Annotated in this window: 15 protein-coding genes; 9 read left to right on the top strand and 6 right to left on the bottom strand. The window is 67.5% G+C overall.

Going from position 1 to position 20,718, the window contains the following annotated elements; genetic code table 11:
- Window positions 1–69 precede the first annotated feature (69 nt).
- Complete coding sequence (gene metE, locus PQI66_RS10665) at window positions 70–2,421, bottom strand: 5-methyltetrahydropteroyltriglutamate--homocysteine S-methyltransferase (protein WP_339998157.1); 2,352 nt, start codon at window positions 2,419–2,421, stop codon at window positions 70–72.
- 446 nt (window positions 2,422–2,867) lie between these two features.
- On the opposite strand from metE, the gene PQI66_RS10670 reads away from it, so the two are divergent.
- From PQI66_RS10670 to PQI66_RS10685, 4 genes are all read left to right on the top strand, one after another.
- A complete protein-coding gene (locus tag PQI66_RS10670) occupies window positions 2,868–4,580 on the top strand; it encodes an NAD(P)H-hydrate epimerase (protein WP_339998159.1) in 1,713 nt (570 codons plus the stop codon).
- Window positions 4,581–4,786: 206 nt separating this feature from the next.
- Window positions 4,787–5,230 (top strand): hypothetical protein, encoded by a 444-nt coding sequence (locus PQI66_RS10675; protein ID WP_339998160.1) that lies wholly within the window; start codon window positions 4,787–4,789, stop codon window positions 5,228–5,230.
- Window positions 5,231–5,563: 333 nt separating this feature from the next.
- Window positions 5,564–6,349, top strand: coding sequence for an ECF transporter S component (locus PQI66_RS10680; RefSeq protein WP_339998161.1), 786 nt, complete (start codon window positions 5,564–5,566; stop codon window positions 6,347–6,349).
- Window positions 6,346–7,065, top strand: coding sequence for an energy-coupling factor transporter transmembrane component T family protein (locus tag PQI66_RS10685; protein WP_339998163.1), 720 nt, complete (start codon window positions 6,346–6,348; stop codon window positions 7,063–7,065). The genes PQI66_RS10680 and PQI66_RS10685 overlap by 4 nt, the downstream gene beginning before the upstream one ends.
- A gap of 13 nt (window positions 7,066–7,078) precedes the next feature.
- On the opposite strand, the gene PQI66_RS10690 is transcribed toward PQI66_RS10685, so the two are convergent.
- From PQI66_RS10690 to PQI66_RS10700, 3 genes are all read right to left on the bottom strand, one after another.
- A complete protein-coding gene (locus PQI66_RS10690) occupies window positions 7,079–7,513 on the bottom strand; it encodes a hypothetical protein (RefSeq protein WP_339998165.1) in 435 nt (144 codons plus the stop codon).
- Window positions 7,514–7,703: 190 nt separating this feature from the next.
- Window positions 7,704–10,019 (bottom strand): YhgE/Pip domain-containing protein, encoded by a 2,316-nt coding sequence (locus PQI66_RS10695; RefSeq protein ID WP_339998167.1) that lies wholly within the window; start codon window positions 10,017–10,019, stop codon window positions 7,704–7,706.
- Entirely contained in the window at window positions 10,016–12,571 is a 2,556-nt protein-coding gene (locus PQI66_RS10700; RefSeq protein WP_339998169.1) for a YhgE/Pip domain-containing protein, read from the bottom strand. The genes PQI66_RS10695 and PQI66_RS10700 overlap by 4 nt, the downstream gene beginning before the upstream one ends.
- Before the next feature lie 112 nt (window positions 12,572–12,683).
- On the opposite strand from PQI66_RS10700, the gene PQI66_RS10705 reads away from it, so the two are divergent.
- Window positions 12,684–14,675 carry a fructose-specific PTS transporter subunit EIIC gene (locus PQI66_RS10705; RefSeq protein ID WP_339998171.1) on the top strand — a complete coding sequence of 664 codons (1,992 nt, stop codon included), beginning with the start codon at window positions 12,684–12,686 and terminating at the stop codon, window positions 14,673–14,675.
- A 44-nt stretch (window positions 14,676–14,719) separates the two neighbouring features.
- Window positions 14,720–15,871, top strand: a complete 1,152-nt coding sequence (locus PQI66_RS10710; protein WP_339998173.1) for an ATP-binding cassette domain-containing protein — start codon at window positions 14,720–14,722, stop codon at window positions 15,869–15,871.
- Here PQI66_RS10710 and PQI66_RS10715 read toward each other — a convergent pair whose 3' ends face one another.
- Complete coding sequence (locus PQI66_RS10715) at window positions 15,872–16,366, bottom strand: Hsp20/alpha crystallin family protein (RefSeq protein ID WP_339998175.1); 495 nt, start codon at window positions 16,364–16,366, stop codon at window positions 15,872–15,874.
- Window positions 16,367–16,679: 313 nt separating this feature from the next.
- On the opposite strand from PQI66_RS10715, the gene PQI66_RS10720 reads away from it, so the two are divergent.
- From PQI66_RS10720 to purT, 3 genes are all read left to right on the top strand, one after another.
- Window positions 16,680–17,492, top strand: a complete 813-nt coding sequence (locus PQI66_RS10720; RefSeq protein ID WP_339998177.1) for a MerR family transcriptional regulator — start codon at window positions 16,680–16,682, stop codon at window positions 17,490–17,492.
- A 94-nt stretch (window positions 17,493–17,586) separates the two neighbouring features.
- Entirely contained in the window at window positions 17,587–18,531 is a 945-nt protein-coding gene (locus PQI66_RS10725; RefSeq protein WP_339998179.1) for a TauD/TfdA dioxygenase family protein, read from the top strand.
- Window positions 18,532–18,577: 46 nt separating this feature from the next.
- On the top strand, window positions 18,578–19,864 hold the full coding sequence (purT, locus tag PQI66_RS10730; RefSeq protein ID WP_339998180.1) for a formate-dependent phosphoribosylglycinamide formyltransferase: 1,287 nt from the start codon (window positions 18,578–18,580) through the stop codon (window positions 19,862–19,864).
- Between the two features lie 3 nt (window positions 19,865–19,867).
- Here the strand turns inward: purT and PQI66_RS10735 are convergent, their stop codons facing one another.
- On the bottom strand, window positions 19,868–20,671 hold the full coding sequence (locus PQI66_RS10735; RefSeq protein ID WP_339998182.1) for a hypothetical protein: 804 nt from the start codon (window positions 20,669–20,671) through the stop codon (window positions 19,868–19,870).
- Window positions 20,672–20,718 lie beyond the last annotated feature (47 nt).

The following is a 20,718-nucleotide window of genomic DNA, read 5'->3' on the forward strand; positions in this document are numbered from 1 at the left end:
CCGGAAGCTCGACAGATCGGCTTCCGGGGTTGCCACGGGCCACTGGCCACGAAGTGCAGCGTCAGGGAACTACGCGTTCACGGATGCGCGGGCCTTCTCTGCGGCGGCGACGAGCACCTTGAGGGCCGCGGTGGTCTCCTCCCAGCCGCGGGTCTTCAGACCGCAGTCCGGGTTGACCCACAGCTGGCGGGCCGGCACGGCCTCCAGGGCGTCGGCAAGCTGCTTGTCGACCTCGCCCTGCTCCGGGACGCGCGGGGAGTGGATGTCCCACACACCCGGCCCGACGGCCAGCTCGAAGCCGGAGTCCTTGAGGGCGTGCAGCACCTGCATGCCGTTACGGGAGGCCTCGATGGAGGTGACGTCACCGTCCAGGTCCGCGATGGTGCCGATGAGCTCGTTGAACTCGGAGTAGCACATGTGGGTGTGGATCTGGGTCGCGTCCTCGGCACCGGAGGTGGCCAGGCGGAAGGATCCGACGGACCACTCCAGGTAGTACGGCTGCTGGGCGCGGCGCAGCGGCAGCAGCTCACGCAGTGCGGCCTCGTCGACCTGGACGATCTTCGCACCGGCGTCCACCAGGTCGTCGATCTCGTCGCGCAGGGCCAGGGCGACCTGGTCGGCGGTCTCGCCGAGCGGCTGGTCGTCGCGGACGAAGGCCCACGCCAGCATGGTCACCGGACCGGTGAGCATGCCCTTGACGATCTTGTCGGTGAAGGACTGCGCGGTCGTGAACCACTCGACGGTCATGGCCTTCGGGCGGGTCACGTCACCGAACAGGATCGGCGGACGGACGCAGCGGGAGCCGTAGGACTGGACCCACGCCAGGTCGGTGGAGTGGTAGCCCTCGAGCTGCTCGGAGAAGTACTGCACCATGTCGTTGCGCTCGGGCTCACCGTGGACGAGCACGTCGAGGCCGAGGGCCTCCTGACGGTCGATGACGTCCTTGATCTCGTTGACCATGGCCTCGTGGTACTGCTCGGGGGTGAAGTCACCCTTGCGCAGCTTGGCGCGGGCCTGACGGATCTCCGTGGTCTGCGGGAAGGAACCGATGGTGGTGGTCGGCAGCGGCGGCAGGCCGAGCTCCTTCTCCTGCACCTCGCGACGCTGGTCGAAGGGGTTGCGGTGGCGGTCGGCCTCGGTGATGGCGGCGGTGCGCTCGCGCAGCGCGGCGTTGCGGGTGCGCTCCGAGTTCTTGCGGGACGCCACGGCCGCGTGGGCCTCGGCGACGGCGGCGTCGTCACCCTCGGACTCCTCGCCACGCAGGGCGCGGGACAGCAGGGCGACCTCGGCGACCTTCTCGGCGCCGAAGGCGAGCCAGCTGCGCAGCTCGGAATCGTCGTCGAGGCTGGTCTCCTGGGCGAGGGAGTAGGGGACGTGCAGCAGGGAGGACGAGGTGGACACGCCGACCGGGCCGCGCTTCGCCAGGGCCTTGAGGGTGTCCAGGGCACGGGCCAGGTCGGTGCGCCAGATGTTGCGCCCGTCGACGACGCCGGCGAGGATCTCCTCTTCGCCGGACCAGGACGGGAGCAGGTCGGCGTCGGCGACGTTGGTGTCGTCGGCCTGACGCTCATCGGTGCGGCCGGTGACCAGGTCGACACCGAACGCGGCGATACCGATACCGGAGAGGGTCTTGACGGCCAGGTCACCGTCGCCGAAGTAGGTCTGGACCAGCAGGTTGGTGCCGCCTGCGGCGGAGACGAGCTTCTCGTAGCCGGCGCGGGTGCGGGCCAGCAGGTCGGCCTTGCGGGCGTCGTCGTTGTCGACGTCGGTGACCAGGTAGGGCTCGTCGAACTGGACCCAGGCGGCGCCGCGGTCGGCTAGGCGGGGCAGCAGGCGGGCGTAGGCCTCGAAGATCTCCTCGAGGTGGGTCAGTGCGTCCGACCCGTCGGTGGTGCGGGCCAGAGCCAGGTAGGTCAGCGGGCCGATGAGGACCGGACGGGCCGCGGTGCCGCGGGTGACCTGGTCACCGAGGTCGGCGAGCAGGGCAGCGTCGTCGAGGCGGAACTCGGTGTCGGCGGCGAGCTCGGGCACGATGTAGTGGTAGTTCGTGTCGAACCACTTGGTCATCGCGCTGGCGGGCAGCTCGGCGGTGCCGCGGGCGGCGGCGAAGAGCCGGTCGATGAAGGCGGGGAGGCCGTCGTTGCCGTGGTCCTCGATGTCGGCGACGCGGGCCGGCAGGGCGCCGAGCAGGGCGGAGGTGTCCAGCATCGAGTCGTAGAAGCTACGGCCGATGGTGGGGACGGAGTCGAGGCCTGCCTCGGTGAGGTTGTCGGCCTGCTGGTTGACCAGCTGGGTGGCGACGGTGGCCAGGTTGCGACCGGTGGAGTCGTCCTTCCAGTAGGTCTCGAGGGCCTTCTTCAGCTCGCGCTTCGGGCCGATGCGCGGAACCCCGGCGACGGTGGCGTTGATCTGTGCGTTCACAAATGATCCTTCACATGTGGATGTACGGTTCTCGCCGTCGAACGGTGAGTCACATGTGGTGCACGGGGGATGGAGTCCCGGACATGGCGGTCATCGACCATTGGCGGCGATGGACGGCAGGCCACATGCTGCGGTGTGTTGCAAGTACCCGGGCTCGGCCGGGACGTGGGACACCGCAGGTTCCACCTCGTCCGGGGCTCCAGGAGGGGAACTCGACTCTCGTCGACTGCTTCGCGACCAAGGTAACCAGTAGACCGCTTAGTCTGTCAAGTCCGTCACGTTATCCCCGTGCTGTCGCCTGTCGCACCGTCTGTTCTGCCTCCTGTCATCTGAGCCACCGCCCAGGTCAGTAAATGACCGTTTCGTGACCCCTGCGGTGGCTCACATGACAAACGGAGATCTCGATCGGGGTCTGGGCGCAGCCTATGTCACGTAGCGTCGGGTGGATGTGGAACGTGTACACAGGAGAGCAGTACCGCGCGGCATTGCAGGAATGGGCCGACGGTGAGCCCGAACCAGAGGACTGGCGTACCCGACGCGATCGCGAGGACTGTTACGACCAGGAGGCCCAGGCTGTTGCTGCCTGCGTCGAGGTGGAACAACAGCGCCGTGACCACCCTGTTCTCGTCTTCATTTTGGTCGGGGCGGGTGGTAACGGGCGCGCCGGCTTGAGGGCGGCGTGGCTGCTGGTGAAGCGTGGGTACCGGGTGGAGGTCGAGTTACTTCCTGTCCCCCGGGAGGGTGACAACCCGGACCGGTACCCGGACTTCTACGACGACCAGCAGGCTCTGTGGCGAGACGACGCTACACCTGAAGCACACGAACTGCTGGAGCGGTTCTTGGAGTACGGAGGGCAAATCACCTCCCGACGGTTTAACGATGAGGTCGGAGAGCTCTGCATCACCGTCGACGCTATCTGCGGCAGGGGGATCGACGGACGTCTCCGCGGTCCGGCGACGGCGTGGGCATGCCATGCAGATATCGCCGTTGACTCCCCGACCGGCATGCTCCCGGACAGTGGGCGTACGGTGCCTGCATCGGAACGGGCCGTACCTGCTCAGGGCGGTTTTACGGCAGCGACGACCGTCGTCCTCGGTGGTCTGCGGGCGGTGCATCTCTTGAGGGAAGATTGTGGCCGTCTCGTTCATGTTCCCGGTGGACTCGGCAGGCTGCTCCGCCGGGCGGAGGACGAGCGCCTCCGTGCCGCCGATGCTGCTGACATGGACGTCTTCGACACGCACAAGTACTTCTCCGTCCGGACGCGTAGTGGAGTGATCGTGCGGGACCCCTCTCCGGAGAAGGCTGTTCCGGCGTACCCGGACAGCGACGGTCACGGCACCACCTACCGTCCGGAAGTGATGGGGAACCTGGATCTGTTGTTCGACGTCCGGCGTCGACTGCAGCCCGCGTCTCACCTATGCATCGTCGGTGTTCCTCAGCGTCGCCCCGGCGCGCCGTTACTCGTCGCCGCGGGGGCGACCGGAGTCCGCCCGGTGGATCTTCTCGCAGATGAAGACGCGGTACACAGGCTCGGCAACACATATCCGGAGACCGAGGTGAGTGACGGGGACATACGGGAAACTGCCCTCCCCCACGTGCTCTGTTCCGGAACATCGACGGCACGGGTGGAGATGGCAGACAAGCTCGTGGTGACCCGTGATGCCGTCCGAGACTGGTTGGATCAGGGACGTCGGCCACCGGAGCGGCTGGCCGGCAAGCGGTCTGTCCTGGTTGTGGACCGTCCCACGGCTGATGCGGCGTTGGACGCATGGTGCGGTGAGCGCGATGATGAGATGCGGCCCAACCGGTGGGATCCGGTCACCGCTGCAGAAGAGTTGACTGCCTGCACCGGATACGGAGTGATCCTCACCGGCACCACGGTTGTCTACTCTCGTGGCAACAAGACATTCCTGGTGCGGACAACGACGGAGGCGTCGCGAGTCCAGGGCATGCCCGAGGTGATCGCAGGGGCGGTCGCGGCGACCAGGATGCACGACGATCTGCTGATTGAGGCTGCGTTGACTCTGCTGGCCTGTGCAACGGTCGCTGAAGAGCGGGAACCTGACGTTGTCCCACGGGCGCAGCAGATTGCGGCTCGCCAGCGCCGCACCCTGCATGAACTTCAGACGCCGCGACGGGAGAAGGACCCTGTCATCTGAGCCACCGCCCAGGTCAATAAATGGCCGTTTCGTGACCCCTGCGGTGGCTCACATGACATGACTACTGGCTGACCAACGTTCCGAGGTAGTCGCCCGGCGAACTCGACGTCCAGCAGGGAAACCGCCTCACCTGTCCGGTCATCCCAGAGCCACGAGCTGCGTACTGTGGGCCACAAGGAACTGCAGGGCAGACGGACGGAGGGACCATGACCCGCCTGAGATGCTTGTCGGTGGTGCTGCTCCCGTTGGTGCTCCTCGGGTGTTCCGTGGAGAACCGTGGTGGGCCTGGGGACCAGGGCGGTACAGCTCCGTCCGCGACGGGGACCGATGGGGCCGAACCAGTCGACGACGAGCCGCGCGATGACATGACCGACGAACGCATCACCCCGTGGACGTCGGTCGACGAGGTGGACCCCACGACCCTGCGGGTGCACTTCACGGCGGGTACCACCACCTGCTACGGCACACGCGCGGTCGTCCGGGAGGAGTCCGAGGCCGTCCTCATTGCGACGATCGTGGGCACCGTTCCTGAGGCGCACTCGGCCTGTCCCGACATCGGCAGGGAAGCGTCGCTACTGGTTGACCTGGGGGACGAGGTCGGGGACCGTGAGGTACAGCACCTCGACGACGACAGCATTCTTCAGCGGTGAGTTGTTTTTCGGCTCACCGAGGTACCGCCCCTGAGGGGCCCGTGGCTCTCCTGGGACGTGCCCGATGTCGTCTGAGCCACCGCACGGGGCAATAATCAGCGATGTGGTGGCTCCTGTGGTGGCTCAGATGACATGCGCCCTCGCCGCACACCTACGCACGCGGGACACGGCAGCCACCTCCTGTGTCCTCACCGCGCCACCCACTTGCCCCCGCCGACGCGACTAGGCAAGATAGGACCAGCTACAGGCCGACCCCCGAGGTGACATAGGGGAGCCGGTCATGGCGCCGCATCTGCGAGCGCCACACATCCGCCCCCATCCAGGAGCCCACCAGTGCGTCCCCTGTCACGAACCCTGCGCATCACCCTGATCACGATCGCTGTCGTCATCTACACGGCGACGTGGCTCTACCTCGTGCTCAACCAGCCGGAGGACTCCGACTTCTCCTCCATGGCGGACTCCGCCTCCACGACGACCGCACTCATCGGTTTCCTGGTGCCCACAGTCATCGCCCTCATTGCGGTGATCCCCACCCTCCCGGTCCGCACGCTGGCGTTGATGCCGGTGGCGCTGGTGCTCAACATCGTCGTCGGCCAGGTCGTGGGGACGATGGGCCTGCCGATCCCGCTGTACCTCGATTCCTTCGGCACCGTGCTGGTCGGCGTGCTCGCGGGCCCGGCGGCGGGCCTGGCCACCGGTGGGCTCTCGGCGCTGGTGTGGGGGACGTTCAACCCGACGATCGTGCCCTTCGCCGCCGGCTACGCACTGATGGGACTGGCTGCGGGGCTGGTCAGGGCGCTGTTCCGGTCGTCCTGGTGGAAGGTCGTGGTCGCCGGCCTGGTGCTGGGGTTCCTGTCCGCGCTGGTGTCCGCACCCGTGGCGTCCTTCATCTTCGGCGGTACCGCGGGCACCGGCACCGGTCTGCTGGTGAGCTTCTACCAGTCGCTCGGTGCGTCGCAGACCACGGCGGTGTTCCTGCAGTCGTGGACGTCCGACCCGCTGGACAAGGTCATCGTGTTCCTCGTGGTGTGGGTGGTGGTGCGTTCCCTGCCGGAGCGGTCCCGCAGGACGTTCGACCCCGACGCCACCCCGGCGCAGAAGGTCCCCGCGACCGCATGAGTCCAGTGAGCCCGGTGAGCCCAGTGAGCCCACTGACCCCGTTGACCGCGGCGGTCTGCGCCATCGTCACGGTGATGGTGCTGCACAACCCGTGGGTGTCTGCCGCGTTCCTGCTGGGTGCGGTCCTTCTTGCATGCGCAGGACGTCGGCAGCGCCGTGCGCTGGTCGCCGGTCTGGTGCTCTCGGCACCGGCGTTCCTGTCGTATGCGCTGATCTACGTGCCTTTCGGTGATATCGAGGTCGCCCGGGTGGTGGTTCCGGTCACGTCGGACGGGGCGTGGATCGCCTGGGACCTCGGACTGCGTTTCGCCGCGATGACGTGTTCGGGCCTGGTGCTCGGCAGCTTCGTCGACGTCGATGCGTTGATGCGGAGACTGCAGCTCAGTGTGCCCGCACCACTGGTGTACATGGTCGGGACGGTGGTGCGTCTGTTGCCGATGGCGCAGCAGCGGTGGCGGGCGATCCGGCAGGTCCAGGCGTCCCGCGGGGTGGACGTGGAGACGTGGCGGTCGCGTGGGGCGACCGTCCTTCCCCTGGTGGTGGGGCTGATCGACGACGCATCCCAGCGGGCCCGCCCGCTGCAGCGTACCGGGATCGGGGAGCCGGGGGCGCGCACGCTGCTGGTGCCGGTGCCGGACTCTGCGGTTCAGCGGGTGTGCCGGTGGCTGATGCTGCTCGGGGTCGTCGTGGTGGTTGTGGCCGGCGCGGTCATGTAACTGACGGTGGGTGCTACAGCAACAGGAAGGAGAGAGGTGCCCAGTCGTCACCGTCGACCACGTGGCGTGCCCAGCTGTAGACCGGGGTGAAGGAGCTGCGTCTGTCGTTGTAGACGCCGAACCAGATGCGGGTGGATGGCCAGTCTCCGGGGGAGGCGTCCATGACGCCCCAGGTGCAGCCGGCCTGTTCCACGAGGTACTTCCCGAGGTACAGCGTGAGAGCCTCGGCGGTCACCGCCGCATCGCCCGACCGTATGGCGTTGTCGACCTTGTCTATGCTCTCTGCGCTCCAGAGTTCTTCGGGGACGTCGGCCGACACCGAGTCGCCGAGGATGGCGAGTATCGACGGGTCGACGGGTCCCGAAGAGGCGTCTTCGAGGTTCTTGAGCGAACGGCTGAACGCCAGCTGTAGGGCGTCGTTGTGCTTGTTGTTGAATGCATCGCTCATGGCGTTATCTCCTCGGGTCCGGACGCCGGAGACGGGTGATGGCCGAGCCTACCGGGCAGTTACCGCGTACTGCCAGTTCCTCCCGCAACGGAGAATACGGTCCTACCGTTGACGTCCATGAGCATGAATGTGACTTTGAACAACGGCGTCGAGATGCCAGCATTGGGCTTCGGCGTATTCCAGAACCCGCCTACTGCATGATCTTCGTCGACTCGATCGCCTCCGTCGTCTTGCGGTTGTAGCCGTCGAGAAGGCCCCGCAAGACGAGCCCGAGTATCAGCATCGGGACGGCGAACAACAGGAGCAGCCCCAGCTCGATCCACAGGTCTCCCTGGTAGACACCGGCGATGGCGGCGCGCATCGCGTCGATCGCGTGGGTCGCCGGGAGCCATGGGCTGATGTTCTGGAACCAGCCCGGCAGCAGCGGCAGCGGGTACGCGCCACCGGCGCCGGACACCTGGAACACCAGCAGCAACACCGAGATCGCTTTGCCGGCGCTACCGAACGACAGCACCAGTGTGTAGACGATCAGCATGAACACCAGTGACGTGACCCAGCCGCAGACCAGGAGGAGCAGTGGGTGGGCGGCCTCGATCTGCACGAAGAAGATCAGACCCAGCACCGCGAGCGTGCTCTGTGCCAGTCCGATGCAGGCGAAGATGGCGAAACGTCCGAAGTAGGCCTGGGTCCGCGTGTACTCCGTGACCTCGTCAGAAGCGCCGGAAGCGTCGGAGTTGTCAGAGGCGTCATTCTGACCGGACGCAGGTGCGGCGAGGTCGGCTTCACCGTCAGCCGCGCCGTCGGCCGTGTCCCCGGCCTTCTCCGAGTTCTTGCCGTCCCTCTTCTTCTCCGGCACACCGGTGCGCACGAGCACGGAGGTCAGCACGGCGCCGATCCACAGTGCGAGGGTCAGGTACAGCGGGGTCATTCCGACACCGAAGCTGGCGACGGGGAACACCGGTTCACGCTTGACGTCGATCGGCGCGGCCAGCTGGGACGCCAGTGCCTCCGGATCCGAGCCCACGACCTCGGCGAGGCGGGAGAAGTCACCGGTGTCCCCCGCAGTTGACAGTGCGTCCTGAAGGTCGGAGAAGCGTCCGGCGTGCTCGTCGAGTTTGTCGGCGATGCCTGCGGTGGCGTCGCGCGTCCGGCTGAGCGCGTCCTGCACGGAACCAGGTGAGTCGGACGTGGACGACCTGATGTCGCTGAGGTCCTCGCGGACACTGGCGATGTTGTTGCCGAGTGAGTCCAGGGTCGTCCCGAGCTCGGACAGCTGGGGCTTCAGGTCCTCGCGGTAGGACGTGACGGCGTCGTTCACCGCGGCCCGGGCCTGTGAAATGGCGTCCTGGCTCTCCTGGCGGGACGACTGCGCCGACCCGTTGCCGCTGGAGATGTCCTCCGCGGTCTGCGCGAAACTGTTCTGCAGGTCCGTGCTCCGGTCGATCGCCGCGTCGAGACGTGCGAGCACCCGCTCGTAACCGGGCTGGGCGACATCGGGCAGCGCACCGGAGACGTTGCTCTCCAGGTTGTCGCGCAGCGACTGGAAGAAGTCGACCTGCTGCTGGACGCGGCTGGCGAGCGTGTTGAACGTCGACGCGGTGCTGTCGCTGGTGGCGTTGGCGCTGTCGAACAGTTCGCCGAGACGGTCGCTCACCGCGCCGTAGCTGTCACCGGTGGCCTGCAGCGCGGTCTCCAGGGAGTCCGTGGCGTTGCGGAGCGTGGAGTCGAGGTCGGTCGCGGCGCCGGAGCCGCCGCCGATGCTGGTGGACGGGTCGTCGAACTGGTCGCCGGCGGCGCTGATGATGCTGTCCGCTCCCTGGACCAGCGGGATGGACGAGTCCACCAGGCCGGTCAGCGACCGTACGGACTGGGCGCCGGAGTGCAGACGGGTGCTGACGTTCTCCACCCGGGACTCGATCCGTTGGATCGCCGCCTGGGTGTCGTCCTGTTCGAGGTAGTCGTCGAGGGAGGACACCAGCCCCAGGCCCACGCTGCTCAGCGTCCGGGTGAAGGTCTCGTTGATCTCGGAGATCATGCCGTCGGCGCCCTGCGTGGTGATCACCGTGGAGAGCGCGTTCTTCTTCTCGTTGGTGTACAGCTCGAGCTTGGAGGGTTCGGTGCCTTCGACATAGAACGTCAGCATGTCGGTGCTGAAGGACGGGGGCAGGACGATGGCCGCGTAGTAGTCGCCGGCCTTAGTTCCCTCGATCGCCTTGTCTTCGCCGGTGACAACCCAGTCGATCTGGTCGTTACGGCTCAGCTGGGACAGCACCTGGTCACCGAGGTTGATGCGCAGTGACGCCAGGTCGCTCTCGTGGCCTTCGTCGGCGCTGGCGACGGCGATCTTCAGCTGGTCGGTGTTGCCGAAGGGGTTCCAGCTGGCCAGCACGTTGAACGTGGAGAACAGCAGCGGGATGACGACGAGGCTGAAGACCACGACAGCGGTCATGACATTGTTCTTCACACCTCGCAGGTCGCTGCGGAGAATGTTCATGGCCTTCTTCATGCGTTGTCTCCGTCCGCGTTGTCCCCACCCAGGGAGTAGGTCTTCGGACGCTTGCTCTGTGTGTCGGCGGCCTCCTGGAGCTGCTCCTCGGAGAGGTCGGTCAGCTCCTGGACGTGGGCGAAGCTCTGTTTGACGTACTCGAGGGCGGCGATGACTCCCACGATCAGCAGGCCCCACAGGCACAGCAGGCCGAAGAGGAGGGCCTTCTCGTCGGTGTAGATCCGGGCGAGGACACAGAGGACGACGACGCCGACGACACCCGTGATGATCGCCGCGCGCAGCAGCCTCGGGTAGTTGTCCCGGACCGGCTTCCAGCGGTTGTCGATCTCGGCGCGGAAGGCGTCCCGGTCACGCATGGCGTGGATGACGTCGGTCAGACGGTAGCTGCTGCCGACGACCTCCACCTGGTCGCTGACGATCAGGCCGGACGCCGCGTGTTGCCGGTTGACCATCCCCTTCACGTTCGACAGTCCTCTTCGCAGCAATGTGCCCAGGATGAACGAGACCACAGCCATGACCAGCAGTGTTCCCATGGCCTTCCAGTAGTGGTTCCCGTAGAAACCGCCGATGGTCTCGCGTAGGGCGTCGATGCCGTAGGTCAGTGGCAGGATCGGGTGCAGCGCCTGGAAGAAGTCCGGTGTCATCTCCACCGGGTACATCCCCGAGGCGCCCGGGATCTGCAGGAACGCCAGTACCACGGCGATCACCCGTCCGATGTTGCCCAGCGCCGATATCAGGGCGTAGACGATGCTCAGGTAACAGAGCCCGACGGCCACACAGGTCGCGACGAACGCGACCGGGTTCACCGACTGGACGCCCATGATCATGTTGCCGACGGAGACGACCACGCCCTGGCACGTGCTCAGCACGGCGAGGAGGAGGAGACGCCCGCGGTAGGCCTGGGCGACCGTGATCTTCTTCCTGAGGTTTGCCGTGTCGACCTCGGTCCGGAAGATCACCATGAGCATGAAGGCGCCGATCCACAGCGACAGGTTGGTGAACAGGCCCGCCATGCCGGAACCGTAGTTGGCGACCGGGTAGACGGCGTGGCTCTCCATTTCTGCCGGGGTGGCCATGAACTCGGAGATGCCGACGGAGTCCAGGTTGGACACCGTGCCCAGGATGCCGTCCCCGGACGAGGCGTTGAGCGCGAGGACGTCCGCCCGTGCGGTCTGCAGTCCGTCCTCGATGCCGGACAGATCGTTGCGGAAGTTGCCGAGGACCTCCTTCGACGTCCCGATCTGCCGGTCGAGTCCGTCGAGGAGGGTGATGGACTCGCCCAGGAGGGTGCGTTGTGAGCTCAGGGCGGAGGAGAACGCGCCGGCGGTGGAGCTGACCTGGTTGATGGCCGAGTTCAGTGCCGGAAGAGAGTCGCTGACCGAGCTGCGCAGCCCCTGCGCCCGGTCGCGGGTGTCGCTGGTGGCGGCAGCCAGGGCGTCGGCCGCCGCGGTCACGGAGGACACGGTGTCGGACGCGTTGCCCTGCAGCCCTGTGAGATCGTCGAGCAGTTCCTGGTTCGTGGCGTTGCGTTCCCGGAGGCCGTCGAGAGTCTCCGTCAGCGGGCCGGCGACGCCGGGGGTCACGGCGGCGTTGTCGAGCAGTCTCTGGAGCTGGTCGATCGCCTGGTCGCCCTGCCGGACGATGCCCGACGCCTCGCGCGTCGCGGTGCCGAGGCCGGACTCCGCCCGTTCGAGTTCCCCGGTGACAGACGAGATCGCCGCATTGGCCGAGGCGGTCCCGTCCGCCAGCGCGGTGGTCCCTTCCACATAGGCCGCGGTCGCCGCGTCGGAGAAGGACGTCACCTGGTCCTGGACCTCCGTCATGATCGACTGCACCTGGCCGAGTGCGGTGGCGGCGTCGCCCAGGGTCGCGTCGACGGAGCGCAGTGCCTCCTGCGTGGCGGCGATGGTGGGGCGGGCGTCGTCGAGGCGGCCCTGGATACGGCTGACCTCGTCCTGTGCCGAGGCCATCGTCTCCGCGGTCTCGTCGAAGGCGTTGGCGGTGCGGGTACCGGCGTCGGTGAGCCGGTCGCCCAGTGAGCCGCCGGCGTCGCGGAGCTCGTTGGTGACGGCCTCGGCGACGGTCTCCTTGAACACCGACGTGATCGTCGAGTCGAGGGTGGTGGCACCCTGGTCGGTGATCTTCGGTGAGATCGCGCTCTTCTTCTCGTTGACCTGGTACTGGATCGTCGGCTGGGAGTAGGTGCCCTCGAACATGCTGAGGATGTCGGAGGAGAAGCTGGTGGGGACGGTGATGCTGGCGGACACGTCGCCCTTGCGTAAGGCGTCGTCCGCCTCGTCCTCGTCCATGAACTGCCAGCCCAACTGGTCGTTCTGGTCCAGTTGGTCCATCATCTGGCCACCCACGTCGATGGGGCCGGTGATGTCGGAGGTTCCCCCCTCGTCCTCGTTGACGACGGCGACCCCGATGTTCCCCGTATTGGCGTACGGGTCCCAGAAGGCGGCGACGTTGACCCAGGAGTAGAGGGCAGGGGTGATAAGCACCCCGATGACGATCACCCATACTTTGGGGGTGCGCAGGATGCGTCCCACGTCACGTGTGAAGATATTCCAGCTTACGGCCACCCGGTGACCGTAGCACTCGCTCCGTCGCACCGCGGTCACTGTGCTGTTTTCTTGCTGAATCATCAGTACCCTCGGTGGCATGACGGACCCGGAGACACGACCCCTCGTCCTGGCGATCACCGCGTGCCCTACCGGTATCGCCCACACCTACATGGCGGCGGAGAACCTTGCGGCAGCCGGAGACGCTGCCGGCGTCCGCGTCCGGGTGGAGACACACGGCTCGATCGGTGTGGAGGACGCCTTCACCGACGGGGAGATCCGCGGGGCCGCCGCCGTTGTCGTCGCGGCCGACATGAAGATCGACACCACCCGGTTCGTCGGCAAGCCCCTGGTGTCGACCGGCGTGGACGAGGGGATCAGGAAACCGGCGGAACTGCTCCGGTCGGCACTGGGCGCGCCGGCGAGCAGTGGCGGCGACGCTGCGGGTGTCGACGGCAGTGTCCGCGCCGGAGGTGGTGACGACGCCGGGGGGTCGGGTGCCGGGCGGTCCCGGCTCCGTCGGTTCGGCGATGACCTCTACCGGGCACTGATGAACGGTGTCTCGCACATGATCCCCTTCGTCGTCACCGGTGGTCTGATGCTCGCCGTGGCGCTCTCCCTCGGGGGCGAGCCGACGGCGGAGGGCCTCGTCATCCCGGAGGGGACGTTCTGGGACACGCTCAACCAGCTCGGCGGCTTGGCGTTCTCTCTCATGGTCCCGGTGCTGTCCGGGTACATCGCGATGGCCATCGCCGACCGCCCCGGCCTGGCTCCGGGCTTCGTGACCGGATTGGTGGCGGTGACCGGGGACCTGTACGGCTCCGAAGCCGACGCCGGCTTCCTCGGCGGGATCGTGACCGGTGTGCTTTCCGGCTACGTGGCCCTGGCGATCCGGAAGATCCCCGTCCACAAGTACATCCAGCCGATCTGGCCGATCATCGTCATCCCCGTGCTGACGACCCTCATCGTCGGTGGACTGTTCATCTACCTGCTGGGTAACCCCATCGCCACGCTCTTCGAGGTCATGACGGAGAGCCTGGAGGGCATGCAGGGTTCGTCAGTACTGCTGCTCGGGGCGATCATCGGCGCGATGATCGCCTTCGACATGGGCGGCCCGCTCAACAAGACGGCGTTCCTCTTCGCCGGTGGTCTCATTGCGACCGGCAATGCCGCACCGATGGGGATGGCGGCCGTCGCCATCGCCGTCCCGCCGATCGCCGCGGGCGTGACCACGTTGCTGGCACGTCGACGGTTCAACAAGGCCGAGCGGGACGCCGGGATCGCCGGGCTCTTCATGGGCTTCTTCGGCATCTCGGAGGGGGCGATTCCGCTCGCTGTCGCCCGCCCGCTGCAGATCATCCCGGCGAACGTCATCGGTGGTGCTGTGGCGGGGGCTCTGGCCGGGATGTTCGGGGTGAAGGACAACGTGATGCACGGCGGCCCGATCGTCGCGGTGCTCGGCGCGGTGGAGGGGATCGCCTGGTTCTTCCTGTGCCTGGTCATCGGCATCGCCGTGACATCTGCGGTGTCCCTGCTGCTCATGGCTCTCACCACGGGCGGTTCAGGGGTGGGGGAGGCCGGGGAGGACGACGCGGAGTCGGATACGGAACCGACCTCGTCGGACCTCATTGACGCAGGCACCGTCGTTCTCGACCTCGGGCAGACAGCAGACGCCGCCGCCGTGATCCGTGCCCTCGCCGGGCGGGCGGAGAAGCAGGGACGTCTCGACGCCGCCGGAGTGCTGGATGCCGCACTGGCCCGCGAGACACAGTCCACCACCGCGGTCGGCAACGGTGTGGCCATCCCGCACGCGCGCAGTGCTGCGGTGAACGTCCCGACGCTGGCGTTCGCCCGTCTGGCGTCGCCGGTGGGGTGGGACGCCCCGGACGGGGGACCCGTGGATCTGGTGTTCCTCATCGCGGTGCCGGAGGACGCGGGTAAACAGCACCTCAAGATCCTTGCGAAGCTCGCCCGTGCGTTGATGAAGGACGAGTTCCGTGAGTCCCTGCGGCATGCATCGTCGTCGGCAGAGGTGGTCAACCTGGTGAAGGGCCTCGGTGTCGAGGAGGTGCAGGGGCCGGTGCCCGCGTAGTTGTGCGTAGCGGCACCCGGTCCGCCCACTGGTACGGTCACCTCATGATCGACCGTTTCATCTGGGCGGCCTCCGGTGCCGGGCTGTCCGAACACGCATGGGCCGCCGCGGAAGAATCCGGGGCGGCCTGGGTGGGCAACGATGCCGCAGCCCACGTTTCCCTGCTGCGCTCCACCGTCCGCGAAGAACTCGCATTCGGCATGGAGCAGCAGGGTATCGCACCGGAGATCATGGCCGCCCGGATCGATGCGGCGATGGACACCTGGGGTCTGCGGCACATCGCCGAGCGGGAGCCGTCGAGGCTCTCCACCGGGCAGACCCGGCGGCTCGCGGTCGCCGCGGCACTCCTCCGCGACCCCGGTTCACTGGTGCTCGACTGCCCGACCGACGGGCTCGATGCCGCGGCTGTGGAGACACTCCGCGCCACACTCGCCGAGTTCGACGGGGCGGTCACCGTCTACGACCGTGTGCGCACCGTCCTGGCGGACGATGCCAGGACGGAGGTGCGGTTGGACGGGACGGAGGAGGATGCGCCGGACCCTGTTCCCTCGTCCTCCCCGGCGACCGCCCCCGGAGACCCTGTGCTGACCATGGCGAATGTGGGCGTAACCCGTGGAGCCTTCGCGCTCGGACCGGTAAACCTGAATGTTCTCGGCGGCCAGGTGACCCACCTCGCCGGCCCGAACGGCACGGGTAAGACCACGTTGATGCTCGCCGTCCTCGGCCTCCTGCCGCATGAGGGGGTCCTCGACGCGCCTGTCGCGGGGTGGGCACCGACGGGAATGGACGCCGCATTCTCCAGGCGAACCGTCCTCAAGGAACTCGCTGTCGGTACCGACGAGGCCCACGCCGAGGCGGCGCTGCGGTGGGTGGGCCTGGAGCGCTGGCGTGATGTCCATCCGTTGGACGTCCCGAGCTCTCCGCGCCGCATGCTCTCCGTGGCTGCCGCCCTGGTACGGGGACCCGGCCTGGTGATTCTCGATGAGCCGACGGTCGGTCTCGACGCTGAGGGGTACACGTGGCTGGCCCGCGTGATGCACGGTTATGCCGCGGGTGAGTACCACGCCCACCTGTCCGCTGCCGGGATCCCGGCGTTGTGGCGCGGGGACAGGCCGGCGGTGTTGTGGTCGTGCCACAACGCGGGCTTCGCCGACGCGGTCAGTGACCGGTCGGCGATGCTGGGCAACCGTGCCTGATCAGGCGTCGATCTCCTTCGGGGTGTCGTCCCCGGAGCGTCCGACGGTGATCTTGCGGCTCTTGGACCGTTCCGCCACCGGGAGGGTGACGGTCAGGACACCGTCGGTGTAGTCCGCGGTCACCCGCTCGGTGTCGACACTGTCGCTGACCGTGACCTGGCGACGGTACGTGCCGGTGAAACGCTCGTTGGCGATCCACTTGTGGTTGTCCTCGTTGCCTTGGGCGTCCGGGGTCTCTGCGCTCTGCGTCGGCCCGGTGGTGCGCTGGGCCGAGATGGTGAGCACACCGTTGTCGATGTCGACGTCGATGCTGCCAGCGTCCACGCCCGGGAGATCGGTGGTCAGGATGTAGTCGTCGTCCTTGCGGACCAGGTCCATCGGCATGAACCGCGGTGCCTGGTTCCGGCTCGCGGAACCGAGTGCACCGGACTCCCCGAAGATCTCGCGGGCGACGGAGTCGAGCTGGGCGAAAGGATCGAAACGGAAGGTGGCCATGGTGGGTACCTCACTCCTTCATCTGTCTGCTGAACTTGCGTACACCCGACTCAACTACGTGTCCCCAAGGTTTATTCCACCAGACTCAACTTTGGGGAGTACTTTTTTGAGGAGTGTCTGGACCGGCAGTGGCAGGGCTGTCGGCGCAGTGGCGTAGATGATGGTTGGTGTGGGATCAGAGGTGTCGGTCGGTTCACTGTCGAAAACCGACCGTCACCTCTGCCATCCTGCCGGTGCCTCTGCCAGCTACCTCTGCCAGCGTCCTCCTCGGGCACTTGACCCTCACGTTGCGTGAGGGACGATGATCACTGGCATGGAGAACAACACAGGCAACAACACAGAACTCACGGTCAGCCAGGCCGCGGACTTCCTCGGTGTCACCGTGCGCACCCTGCACCACTGGGACGCCAAGGGACTGCTGGTCCCGCAGGTCCGGACCTGGTCTGACTACCGCATCTACACCGCCGACGACCTGGCCCGTGGCCAACGCATCCTCGTCTACCGCGAGTCCGGCGTCCCACTCGCCGAGATCGCCGACCTCCTGGACGCCGCGGGGGAGGATGAGCGCGCCCATCTGCTGCGCCAGCGCGAGATGCTGCTGGAACGTCGCGACGGGGTGGAGCGCATGCTCACTGCGGTGGACGGACTCCTCGCCGAGGTGAATTCCGGGGTGTACACCGGGCCGGTGCCGCCGGACCGGGTGCGCGAGATCCTCGGCCCCGACTGGGACCCCGACCACCAACGTGAGGCCGAGGAGCGCTGGGGCGACACCGCCGAGTGGGCGCAGTCCCAGGAGATCATGTCACAGATGGGCGAGGACGACTGGCGCGCGGTCCGTGCGGAGGGCGATGCCTTCGCCCGTGCCCTCGCCGAGGCCCATGAGCGTGGCGTCGCGCCGGGGTCGGAGGAGGGCAATGCTGTGGCAGAGCGGCAGCGCCGGTCGATCTCGCGGTGGTACGACTGCCCACACGGTCGGCAGGTCATCCTCTCGGCGATGTACGTCGGCGACGTCCGGTTCCGGACGAACTGGACGGTGGACGGGGTGGACCACACGGACTATCTCGTGGAGCTCATCCGAGCGAACGCGGCCGGTCACGGGGTGGATGTGGAGAACCCGGTGTGGTGACCCCGTGCGGCCGTCTCGGGGAGGCCGCGGCCGATTCTGTTCACGGTGACGCGAAGGGGTGTACGGCAGGTCCGCGGTGTGCGACGCTGTCGCCATGACACAGAAACAGACAGATCAGTCTATTGAGTTCACCCGGCTCTCCCACAATGTCGGAGCGGCGGTCGAGGGCCTCCGACTCGGCGGCGACCTGGACTCGGCCACCGTCGACCGGATCCGCACCGAGTTGGCGCTGCACAAGGTCCTCATCGTCCGCGGTCAGCAGCACCTCACCGACGACGACCAGTACGCCTTCGCCAGTCTCCTGGGCACACCGACGCTCGCGCACCCCACCGTGGTCTCCCACGGCACGGACACGCTGACCCTCGAAGGGGCGGCGAACGCATGGCACACCGACGTGTCGTTCGTCGACCGTGTGCCGAAGATCTCCGTCCTGCGTGCCGTGGAGCTCCCCGGCTACGGGGGAGCCACGGAATGGGCGAACACGGTGACGGCCTACGAGAGGCTCCCGCGGCCGCTGCGCGACCTGGCGGACTCCCTGTGGGCGGTGCACACCAACGACTACGACTACGCCTCGGCGAAGCAGCCGGACGTCACCGACTCCAGCGGCTTCTCCTACGCCGAGTTCACCCGGGTGCGGTTCGAGACAGAGCACCCGCTGGTCCACGTCCACCCCGCCACCGGGGAGCGTTCGTTGCTGCTCGGGCAGTTCGTGTCCCACCTGTCCGGACTCCACGCCGACGAGTCACGCGACCTGATCCGACTCTTCCAGGCCCGCATCCTGAGACCGGACAACACCCTGCGGTGGCACTGGGAGGAGGGCGACGTGGCGATCTGGGACAACCTCGCCACCCAGCACTACGGTGTGGCGGACTTCGGTGACCAGCGCCGGAAGAACCACCGTGTGACCCTCGCCGGCCCGGTGCCCGTCAGTGTGTCCGGTCGGCGTTCCCGTGTCATCACCGGCGACGCCTCGGCCTACTCGGTCATCGACGACGCCGGTCGCCTGGCGAACTACCCGGGGCATCTCGCGGTGGCCTGACCTGCGTGGGCGAAGACCGGGGCACCGGCTGGTAGCGTCTTGACCCATGTACACGCCTGATGTCATCGGTACACCCCTTGCACCCAATGCCACCAAGGTCCTGTTGCTGGGCTCCGGGGAGCTCGGCCGCGAGGTGACCGTCGCCCTGCAGCGCTACGGGGTGGAGGTCCACGCCGCGGACCGTTACGAGGGGGCACCGGCGCACCACGTCGCCGACGTCCACCACACCCTCGACATGACGGACCCTGCCGCGGTGCGCGCACTGGTCGACCAGGTGCGTCCGCATTTCGTCGTGCCTGAGATCGAGGCATTGGCGACCGACGCGCTGCAGGACGTGGAGGACGAGGGTCTGACCACAGTGATCCCCACCGCACGGGCCACCCGGCTGACGATGAACCGGGAGGGCATCCGCACCCTCGCCGACCGCGATCTGGGACTGCCGAACTCCCGCCACGTCTTCGCCTCGACCTACGAGGAGTTCCTCGACGGTGTCGCCGCGATCGGTATGCCGTGTGTGGTCAAGCCGGTGATGAGTTCGTCAGGCAAGGGACAGTCCTACGTGCGCTCCGAGGACGACCTGCGCCGGTCGTGGGAGTACGCCATGAGCGGGGCGCGGGTGTCGTCGGGACGGGTGATCATTGAGCAGTTCGTGCCCTTCGACTACGAGATCACCCTGCTCACGGTGCGGTCGGTGGACCCGGAGTCCGGCGAGGACGCCACCTGGTTCTGTGAACCCATCGGTCACCGTCAGGACCGCGGCGACTACGTGGAGTCGTGGCAGCCGGCACAGATGACGACGGCGGCGCTGGAGTCCGCCCGTTCCGTCGCTGCGCGTATCACCGGCGCCCTGGGCGGACGTGGCGTGTTCGGGGTGGAGCTGTTCGTCAAGGGCGACGACGTGTACTTCTCCGAGGTCAGCCCACGTCCGCACGACACCGGCATGGTGACGATGGGGTCACAGCGCTTCAGCGAGTTCGACCTGCATGCCCGGGCGATCCTCGGACTGCCGATCGACACCACGTTGATCTCCCCGGGTGCGTCCGCGGTGATCTACGGGGGTGTGGACAGTGGCGCATCTGCTGACGTGCCCTCCTACTCCGGCCTGGCGGAGGCTCTCACGGTGCCGGAGACCGAGGTGCGGATCTTCGGGAAGCCGGTCAGTCACGAGCGGCGCCGGATGGGGGTCGCATTCTCCACCGCGGAGACCGTGGATATCGCGCGTCAGCGGGCCACCGAGGCGGCGTCGGCGGTCACGGTCGCCGTCGAGCCGGGTGAGTCGGGTGACCGGGGTGACCGGGGTGACGCCGTCTCCGGTCGGTGGGGGCGCTCCTGAGCGTCACTCGTTGTCGTAGAGGACCTCGGCCTCGACCTGCACCAGCCAGCCTGCGACGGGTTGTTCTGCCACACCGACGGTGACCACGGTCGGTTTGGTGGGGTTGGTTTCCCCGGAGTACGGCTCCTCGTCGGTATCGTCGAGGAGGTCGAGGTCGCCGGTGGTGTCGGTCGGTTCAGCCGTCCCGGACGGTGAGGACGGTGAGGACGCTGAGGTGTTGTCGCCGTCGTCGTCGTCGGAGGGTTCCGAGGTCGTCGACGTCGCCGGGGCGGTCTGCGCCGTCAACGTCACCGCTGAGGTCCCGGTCAGCAGGGAATCCCCGGTCAACGGGTCGAGGTTGGCGAAGAACGTCCGGTAGGCGCGGTTCCAGCCCTCGAAGTCGGCGCCCTCAGCGCTCTCGCCCCCGTCGCCGTTCTCGGGGCTGAGGTAGACCCGCAGTGTCGCGACCTCCGAGATCCGGCGTCCTTCGTCCTGCACCATGTCGGTGAGTTTCTGGAGGACCTGGAGAGCCTGGGCCTCGGTCACCGTCATGCGGGGCGGCAGCTCGCCGTCCTCCAGCAGTGCGGGGTCGACGAACGCCATGGGGGAGCCGGGTTCGGCGTCGTCGTTGAGGGCGTCGGGGCCCAGCCCGGAGGTCCGCCACAGGTCGGCGCTGCCGGGTGCGGACAGAGCCTGGGCTCGGTCGGCGGACTCGTCGTCCTCGGTGGTGGTGAACACCGTCTCGAAGGAGCAGGCCGACGCACCGACGAGGAGCGCGGCGCCGGTGCTGAGGGACAGCACGGTACGGACGACGGGAATGCGGATCATGGGGTGCTCCTGCAGGAAAGTCACGGTGTGGGGGCGCACAGCTGTTC

The sequence above is a fragment of the Corynebacterium sp. USCH3 genome, assembly GCF_037619475.1.
Lineage (GTDB): Bacteria > Actinomycetota > Actinomycetes > Mycobacteriales > Mycobacteriaceae > Corynebacterium.

Bases quoted from the DNA above. Each gene is read 5' to 3' on its own strand.
- PQI66_RS10675 (WP_339998160.1), top strand. From the start codon at position 4,787: ATGACCCGCCTGAGATGCTTGTCGGTGGTGCTGCTCCCGTTGGTGCTC.
- PQI66_RS10705 (WP_339998171.1), top strand. From the start codon at position 12,684: ATGACGGACCCGGAGACACGACCCCTCGTCCTGGCGATCACCGCGTGC.
- PQI66_RS10695 (WP_339998167.1), bottom strand. From the start codon at position 10,019: ATGAAGAAGGCCATGAACATTCTCCGCAGCGACCTGCGAGGTGTGAAG.
- PQI66_RS10685 (WP_339998163.1), top strand. From the start codon at position 6,346: ATGAGTCCAGTGAGCCCGGTGAGCCCAGTGAGCCCACTGACCCCGTTG.
- PQI66_RS10715 (WP_339998175.1), bottom strand. From the start codon at position 16,366: ATGGCCACCTTCCGTTTCGATCCTTTCGCCCAGCTCGACTCCGTCGCC.
- purT (WP_339998180.1), top strand. From the start codon at position 18,578: ATGTACACGCCTGATGTCATCGGTACACCCCTTGCACCCAATGCCACC.
- PQI66_RS10710 (WP_339998173.1), top strand. From the start codon at position 14,720: ATGATCGACCGTTTCATCTGGGCGGCCTCCGGTGCCGGGCTGTCCGAA.
- PQI66_RS10735 (WP_339998182.1), bottom strand. From the start codon at position 20,671: ATGATCCGCATTCCCGTCGTCCGTACCGTGCTGTCCCTCAGCACCGGC.
- PQI66_RS10690 (WP_339998165.1), bottom strand. From the start codon at position 7,513: ATGAGCGATGCATTCAACAACAAGCACAACGACGCCCTACAGCTGGCG.
- PQI66_RS10725 (WP_339998179.1), top strand. From the start codon at position 17,587: ATGACACAGAAACAGACAGATCAGTCTATTGAGTTCACCCGGCTCTCC.
- PQI66_RS10720 (WP_339998177.1), top strand. From the start codon at position 16,680: ATGGAGAACAACACAGGCAACAACACAGAACTCACGGTCAGCCAGGCC.
- PQI66_RS10670 (WP_339998159.1), top strand. From the start codon at position 2,868: ATGTGGAACGTGTACACAGGAGAGCAGTACCGCGCGGCATTGCAGGAA.